Below are 336 nucleotides of genomic sequence, written 5' to 3'. Positions count from 1 at the left end.
ACCGTATTGTGGTGTACCCAACCGCCCGTATTGCGGCGGTGGTGTTGTTCCCGGTTTACACCATCTTATTCAGAAGCTGCTGTTTTGCGCCTTAGGGACTTTCCATCACTGTCATATCGGTTTTCCGTGTGCGCCATTTTTACAAGGGTATGGTGTGCCCGGCGCAGGGGTGGGCTATACCCCGCTGCAACCCGGTGACAGCATGAATTGGCTCGGTGGCACGCCTTTTTTTGACGAGAGAACAGGTCAGTACCGTAATCCTTTCATGCCCGGTGGCAATCCCTTTTCTGGTGGCAGATATCATCCATTGGGTATGTTTAACCAGAATGTGGCGCG

The 336-nt window shown here is 53.0% G+C and carries 1 protein-coding gene; it reads left to right on the top strand.

Annotated elements, in window-relative coordinates; genetic code table 11:
- Positions 1-336, top strand: a 336-nt coding sequence (locus tag A8L45_RS24930) for a hypothetical protein (RefSeq protein WP_175402093.1), incomplete at both ends; no start/stop codon positions are given.

The sequence above is a fragment of the Veronia pacifica genome, from assembly GCF_001707825.1.
Classification (GTDB): Bacteria; Pseudomonadota; Gammaproteobacteria; order Enterobacterales; family Vibrionaceae; genus Veronia; species Veronia pacifica.
This window is presented reverse-complemented; position numbering and strand designations above follow the sequence as displayed.